Below are 7,384 nucleotides of genomic sequence, written 5' to 3'. Positions count from 1 at the left end.
CGAGTCAGAATGACTCGTCTTTTTTGTATGCTTTCATACCTCTATCAATTGCATTTTTAACCCCTTCTAAATAAGAAAATCCATATTTTTCATCTGGCTCTAAGTAAGTTCCTTCCGCCCACTCATTCCATGCGTTAATAAATAAAAACTCGCTGTTATAAAAAGAGTAAGTACGATGAATTTGCTTGCTTAAATATATGGTGAACTTTTCAGGGGTAGAACCTACAAAGATGCTGCTATTTGCGTTTTTACGTCGTGCAGTATTATCCCAATCAACAAAAGCCCCAGGAAATGTTTTTTTCTTTGGGAGCGATCGTTGTAATATATACATCCATACTTTATCGTAGTCCCAAACATTCAATTGCATATCAGAATCATATATGACCTTATTTATGTCTGAAGAGCTATCATGGGCAATTGTATAGAAAGGTTCAAACTGAATGCTAGCATCGAATCCATTTATATTAGGTAGTGGAAAACTGTTTAATGTTTCAGCAAAGTATATGCTTTTTAAACCATTTTCTCGCGCTAATGCATTCCAGTAATTAAGCATTTTTTCACAATCAGGAATATGTCCTGGACGATAAATAATGAATAGAGGTTTATCATCTATATAAATATATCTCTCATCTTGGAAAGCCTGTAATAAATAATCAAAGTGTTCCTTCCAATCAGATATATCTCCGTAATCTTGAGGCATTAATATATGTTTATCGAGACCATCCCAAGATTTTGTCCATGGTTCATTTGCCCAAGAAAGACAAAAAGGGAAGTCAGGTTCCTTCATCTTTAGTACGTCATTAAAGGGGGTTTCTAATAGTCTTTTTCCCTTAAACCAATAATGATAATAACAAAAACCATATATACCGTATGCTTTAGCGATTTCTGCTTGCCACTTTCTTACGGAGGGGGTAGTTAAGTCATAATAAAAATCTTGATAAGGTTCCCTCGGTTGATAATGTCCTGAAAATAAAGGTCGTGCACTTTTAGTATTTGTCCATTCAGTAAATCCTTTCCCCCACCATCGATCATTTTCTTTAATTTGATGGAATTGTGGTAAGTAAAAAGCGATTATTTTCAAGTTATATCCCCCTTGTGTTATTCGTAGTTCAAGTAGTGGGAAGTTACTATTCATTTATTAAATCACTGAATTATATAGTATTTAGAAATTTTTTACACATTTTTTACTAATAAAAACATGTAAAAATTCAGCATCTAACCCGAGTGATCTATCCTTTTGTAAATAAACAATTGTATACATATTTGCGTGTGTATAAATATATTCAATCATATCTTGCCCCCAATCGAATGTTACTAAAGATCCGTTCTCATCAATAGGATTTCCATGATAAATGGGCTCTTCAATATATTCAATCCCCTCTTTATTCAATCTAGCTCTTTGCACAGTTTTTGTGAGTGTATGATACCAAGGGACAGTAAATACATGAGCCCCGCCAGGTTTTAATACTCGTTCTATTTCTTTAAAGGCTTTGTTTGGCGTCATTACATGCTCAAAAACGTCTTGAGTAATGAATAAATCAAAAGATTCATTTTCAAAAGTCATGTCTTCTAAGTTCTCACATCTAATTCCTTGAAAGTATTGGCCAAGAGGATAGTTTTTAAAGTATTGAGAATATGTATAGTTTTTACAGTTTTTTAATAGTAGTTGAGTTGTAATTGCTCCAGGAGAGGATTCATGGATACTATAGGAATTCCATTTTGGAAAAAATGTGTGTAAAGCATGGATTAAAGCTCGCTGCCTTGGTATAGAGTTACATGTAGAACATAAATAATGATCTCTAAGCCAATCATTATGCTCTATAAATGTAGCTTTCTTTTCGCAAATAACGCAGTACCCATTATTGTGTTTCAAATTGATTTCCACACGACATCCCTCCTTTGTTACATGCAATGTATTTATGGAGAGTATGATACACGTTAACAATCGGCGAAATTAAAGAGAATGGGTGAAAGTTAGGTATCTTTTAAAAGTACAATTGGGCGAAGAGAATAATCAGTTGGAGAGAACCCGACTCGAATTAAAGTTTCACTTTATGCTATGCGATGCATTAGCTTTTATTCATAGAAAAATGTATAGACTTAAAATATCCCTTTCGTGTATGGGTATATTTCAAAGTCCTGTGCGTATATTTCTGTAACTAAATCTATAGTTTCTTTATCATAAAAGCTTTCGTATGTTGGAAATCGGGGAAAGTCTGTATCTGTAATGCTAAGTTCTGCATAGCTTCCTGCATAAATCATCTTGTGGGCGCGATGATGATCTGAATTTGTAAGAAGTGCTAAATTGGATTTCATCAAATCGTACGTGTGTTCTAGTTTGGTGATTTGTGCATTAAAATCTTCTAAAGGAATATAACATTGGATGAAGTTTTCTTCACCAGGGATGTATTGCTGGCTAAAATGTATATCTATTGCTAGGGAATTGGAACCAAATGCCTGAACGTAATATAAAAATTGTTTAAATGATATTCCTTGATTACTATATTTGTCATTATAAAAATAATGACGAATACTTTCCCATTGTAGGCTAGCATATGGATTATCAGCAAGTAATAAAAATGAGCTGACAGCTCTTGTATAGGGATTTCGCACAAGTTTACAAACATCCTTTTTACCTTCTAGAAGACCGTTTTGTAACTTTGGTACGTAATTTGTATTGTTTTTATATACCCAGAACTCATAGTAATGAATAAAGTCATTGTATTTCTTTGCTTCAGTAAACAATCCAATTTGAAAAAAGAACCAATTAGCTAATGAGGTGCATCCGCTTCTATGACTCCAAAATAGTATAAGGGGAAAGTCTTTATGGTAATGCGGAATTCGATCTTTATGTAGAATTACATGATTTAAAAGTTCTTGATTTATATTTTTCATGAGTTCAGCACTCCTTTTTTGAGAAGTTTGTGTATGTAGACGTTTTTTATGGATTAAACAAGTGAGGATTGTTTATTAAATATATTCATGGGGATGAGTAAATATTATGAGTGTTTTTGCAGTCAACCTGAATAAGGAAGCTATTCTAAAATGAAAATAGAAAATAAAGATAATGAAAAATTATAATAAACATACAATGATAAGAGGATGAATAATAGTAATGATCAAGTCATTTGTTTATATTTTTAGGTTTGACGAAGGGGAAAATTTATTACTAGAGAGATGATATTATGAGGAAGAATAATTATTTAATAGTAGGTGGAAATAGTTTCATTGGTATCAACCTCGCATTGGGTTTATTGAAACAGGGGCAAAATGTAAAAGTATTTTCCAGACATATAAATAATTTCCCTCAAAATATTATAAGTGAAGTTGAATTTATTAAAGGTGATTTAGAAAATGTTGAGGATATATATAAAGCTTTAGTGAATATAGATATTATTATTTATTTAGCTGCGACGTCTAACGTAGCAACTTCAATTGAAGATGTTTTCGGCGATATTAATAGTAGTCTATTTTTTCTTAATTTCATGGAAAGTGTTAAAGATTTTCGTATTAAAAAAATTATATTAGCTTCTTCGGGAGGCACAGTTTATGGTGAACCTGAATATTTGCCTATTGATGAGAAACATCCATTAAGACCACTTTCCCCGTATGGAATAACAAAAGTTTCGCTCGAGAATTATTTGTATTTTTATCAGAGAAAATATGGAATAGATTATGTTGTATGTAGATATTCTAATCCGTATGGAAAATACCAAAACCCCTTAAAAAAAGTTGGAGCGATAAATTGTTTTTTGTACCAGCATCTCAGTAATGAAAGGATTAATATATATGGGAATCCAGAGGAGATTATTAGAGATTATATTTATATCGATGATTTAGTTGAAATTACTATACAACTAGCACAATTAAATCAATTGAAATCTTGCGTATATAACATAGGGAGTGGCAAAGGTCTTTCTTTAAAACGAATTATTGTGGAACTAGAGAAAATAACAGAAAGAAAAGTGGACTTTATTTGTTATAAACAAAAACAAGAGAACGTTCAAAGAATCATTTTAAATATTGATAAGGTAAAACAAGAATTGAATTGGGAACCTAAAATAGATTTTAAAAATGGGATTAGATTAAATAAGCTATGGATTGAAGAGTTCTTATATAGTAAAAAATAATAAACCACACTCTACTTGTATGTAAGCAGAGCGTGGTTTATTATTTTACTTCTTTTTCTATTATCCAAAGGTCTTGATGTTCCCACCAAAATCCTTCAGTATACTTTTTGATGATTGGGTTATAGGGCAATAATTTAATTTTGTCACACACGTAAGAGGGACTAACTATCGTTTGTCCGTATTGATTCACATCTAAATCGAATTGTTCACTAGAAGAGAGAAACCAATAGCCCTGTTCATTTAAATTTGGAAACCCAAAGTATTTTTTGCTTTGATAGCCATGGGTTGTGAAAATGAATAAACCGCCAGGTGAAACAGCGTTATACAATGTTTGCAGCCAACGAAACCAAGTTGTATCAGGCATATGAGAAAAAAAGGATAGACAAAAAACAATATCGTACGTAGAGGAGTCCAATTTTAACTGTTCAGGCTCAGGATGAGATAATATAGAAGAATTATTTAATTTGTTTTCAATAAAGGAAATGGCCTCTTCGTGTATATCGCAAGCGGTTATACTCAAATTCGCTTGTAGATTTAATAAATGACGTGTTACGCAACCGTATCCGGATGCAAACTCTAACAATTTGATTGGATTGCCTGTAGGAGGATAAAGGGAAGTGATTAAGTCTAAGAGTATTTGTGCTGAGTTTTGCCCGTCTTTAAAATAGTAATCTATCGCTTCTTTTTTTGATGGGAAAACGGGATTAGTGACAATGAACTGAAAGATATGATCCTCAGGATGGATACTTGCATTTACATTGTAGCTGTGTGCGATTTGAGAAATTAAATCTTTATGTTCCTCTATAAAGTCTTTCAAAGAGTATTCCCCCTTAAATAATAGTATCGCCTTACAAGAGATATTGATGGCAGAGAAAGCATACGTTTAAATTTTTAAGTATGCTTTAAGATACTTTCTATATGTATACATTTTCATTTTAGAAATGTCGTCGATAGTAAAGCTTTCTTTAATGAAATTTTGTATTTGCACAACTTCATTGTAATGGGAGTATGAATCTTCTGTTCTTGTTACGCTATTTAAATGTCGTCTATGATAGTTTAGGGATGCTGGATTGAAGTAAATATCGCCCTCTGTAAGAAGAGAGACATAGAAGAACCAGTCACCAGCTATTTTGAACTTTTCTAACTGTTTTTCTGTTTTCTTCATATCTATATTTTTAAAAACTACACTCGAGACATTAGGTATAGTGTTTTTAATAAGTAACGTATCTTGTATTTCATCGACGCCTTTTCGAAAATAGGGTGCTTTCCATTTTTCTTTATCGATATCATTTGTGTAATTTAAATAATGATTAGCCAATACATTTCCTTGTTCGTCTATTTGTTTTGATTGTGTGTAGCTTAAGGTAATATTGTTATTTATATAAAACCCCTCTATCACCTCTTGTAAAAATGTCTTATCGCATAAGTCATCGGCCTCTGCGATCCAAATATAATCACCAGTTGCTACAGAGACTCCTTTTATCCATTGTTTAAATACAGAACCAGAGTTTTTATCATTAATAATCTGTTGAACCTTCAGGTGGGTCTTATTTTCTTTTGAGAGCAGCTTTTTAAAAGTTGATACGCTATAATCGGTAGAGGCATCGTCTAAGAAAATTAGTTCGTAAAGAGGGTAGGTTTGGTTTAATATTGATTCGATTCGATCAGATAAGTATTTTTCATAATTATAGTTTGGTATGATTACGCTTATCTTTTTGTAATTATGTTCGAGAAGATCTAGTAATTGATAAATGTAATTAAGAAAATTGAAGTTTTTTTCGATAAGTTCTTGGCCGAAGCTTCCCTTTTGTAATCGTAATCCCTCATCATGAATAAATTCATATATTTTTTCTAGCATTTTGGGTAAATTTAAAAAGTCTACTAAGGCACCAGTTTTTTCTGTAACAACATCCTCAAAACCTCCAGCATTTTTAAACCCTATAACAGGAAGCTTTGCATCTAATGCTTCTAAAACAACATTTGGAAAAGGATCTTCCCTTGAAGTTAATAAGTATAAGTCAGCTCCGGCGTTATATAATCCGATATCGGGAGTAGGATCGACTAATGTGAAATGTGCTTTATATTTAGGGGGCAGTGTATTCAGGAATTGAACATCCGTTCTCCCTACCCAAATAAAATGAATATCCTTGTGAGTCTTTCTCACTGAGTAAGAGAGAAGTGAGAATAAATCTATTCCTTTTCGATAATCTGCGAAGCCTACACCCAAGATGATTTTGCTATCTAGAGGCAGGTTAAGCTTCTTACGTAATTCATTTCTAGCTTTTGCAATATTGTTCTTATAAGGATTGTGGTTAAACAAACCTTGAGGGAGAATATGACATTTTTGAGGATCCAATTCAGTGATTGTACGAAATTTTTCATATACGTATTGTGAAGGGAAGACAACTTTGTAAGCAAATTCAGCGATGTTTTTAGCTTTCCCTTCAGCAGAGTACTGTTGTATTAAATGCGGTAATTCATGTATTAATGAAATGACTTTTATATTGTGTCTAGCTAGTAATGCGACGATATCGCCACTTATGACAGTGCTACATATGGCGAGGGTAAAATCCTGTGATAATAAATCCTTTATTAATGATTCAACCTTTTCTTCTGTTTGATAATCTTGCTCGAGACAATAAACAGGACCGTACTTTTGGAAATCGGGAATTAAAATACCTGATCCAATAGAAATAATTGCAACAGAGTAATCAAAGTTTTCTTTAAGAGCTTTAATAGTATGTAAAGAAAGTAACTGTGCTCCGTGGAAATGGGCATCATGGGATACATAAATTATCTTTTTATTAACATGCATTTCATAACGCCTCCTAAGTTTATTAGATTTCTTTTTCTTTTTGTTGATTTAGTAAAGGTAAAGAAGAGAAATGTTTTATATATAATCCCCTAGAGGTGAGCGGAAGGGGGACGTACCAAAAGGAAAAATATTATCCTTAATATATATTTACTTGGTCTCAAATTCATTCTTTAGAAAAGTATTAGTATTGAGTTAGGGAGTGTAAGCTGCAGATTGTTAATTTGAATACATAAGTTTAAGAAAATCTAAGGATGTGTTAGAAAGTAAGAGAGGGCAAAGCTTTGATAATTTATAAAATAAAAAAGATAAAAAGTATTGACGATTGATCTATAGAGGTGTAATATAGAACAAGTCGCCGATGACATTAACGTCGCAAGCGACAAAAGAAATAAAAAACTTAGTTGACATTAACTAACGAAGATGTTAACATAAGGAAGTC

Annotated in this window: 6 protein-coding genes; 1 reads left to right on the top strand and 5 read right to left on the bottom strand. The window is 32.3% G+C overall.

Going from position 1 to position 7,384, the window contains the following annotated elements; genetic code table 11:
- Positions 1 to 4 precede the first annotated feature (4 nt).
- From RT27_RS29240 to RT27_RS29230, 3 genes are all read right to left on the bottom strand, one after another.
- Complete coding sequence (locus RT27_RS29240) at positions 5 to 1,081, bottom strand: glycoside hydrolase family 99-like domain-containing protein (RefSeq protein ID WP_043938605.1); 1,077 nt, start codon at positions 1,079 to 1,081, stop codon at positions 5 to 7.
- A gap of 81 nt (positions 1,082 to 1,162) precedes the next feature.
- The gene (locus tag RT27_RS29235) at positions 1,163 to 1,885 is read right to left on the bottom strand and encodes a class I SAM-dependent methyltransferase (protein ID WP_016083746.1); all 723 of its coding nucleotides are present in this window, start codon (positions 1,883 to 1,885) and stop codon (positions 1,163 to 1,165) included.
- 215 nt (positions 1,886 to 2,100) lie between these two features.
- A complete protein-coding gene (locus tag RT27_RS29230) occupies positions 2,101 to 2,895 on the bottom strand; it encodes a sulfotransferase family 2 domain-containing protein (RefSeq protein ID WP_016083745.1) in 795 nt (264 codons plus the stop codon).
- A gap of 290 nt (positions 2,896 to 3,185) precedes the next feature.
- Between RT27_RS29230 and RT27_RS29225 the strand changes: the two genes are divergently transcribed.
- Positions 3,186 to 4,130, top strand: a complete 945-nt coding sequence (locus RT27_RS29225) for an NAD-dependent epimerase/dehydratase family protein (protein WP_043938603.1) — start codon at positions 3,186 to 3,188, stop codon at positions 4,128 to 4,130.
- Positions 4,131 to 4,170: 40 nt separating this feature from the next.
- On the opposite strand, the gene RT27_RS29220 is transcribed toward RT27_RS29225, so the two are convergent.
- Together RT27_RS29220 and RT27_RS29215 are read right to left on the bottom strand one after the other, a co-directional pair.
- A complete protein-coding gene (locus RT27_RS29220; RefSeq protein WP_043938602.1) occupies positions 4,171 to 4,947 on the bottom strand; it encodes a class I SAM-dependent methyltransferase in 777 nt (258 codons plus the stop codon).
- A 66-nt stretch (positions 4,948 to 5,013) separates the two neighbouring features.
- Positions 5,014 to 6,945: a glycosyltransferase gene (locus RT27_RS29215; RefSeq protein WP_043938600.1), complete on the bottom strand. Its 1,932-nt coding sequence runs from the start codon at positions 6,943 to 6,945 to the stop codon at positions 5,014 to 5,016.
- Between the last annotated feature and the right edge of the window lie 439 nt (positions 6,946 to 7,384).

It is taken from the genome of Bacillus sp. L_1B0_5 (assembly GCF_000836715.1).
Taxonomy (GTDB): Bacteria; Bacillota; Bacilli; order Bacillales; family Bacillaceae_G; genus Bacillus_A; species Bacillus_A thuringiensis_S.
This window is presented reverse-complemented; position numbering and strand designations above follow the sequence as displayed.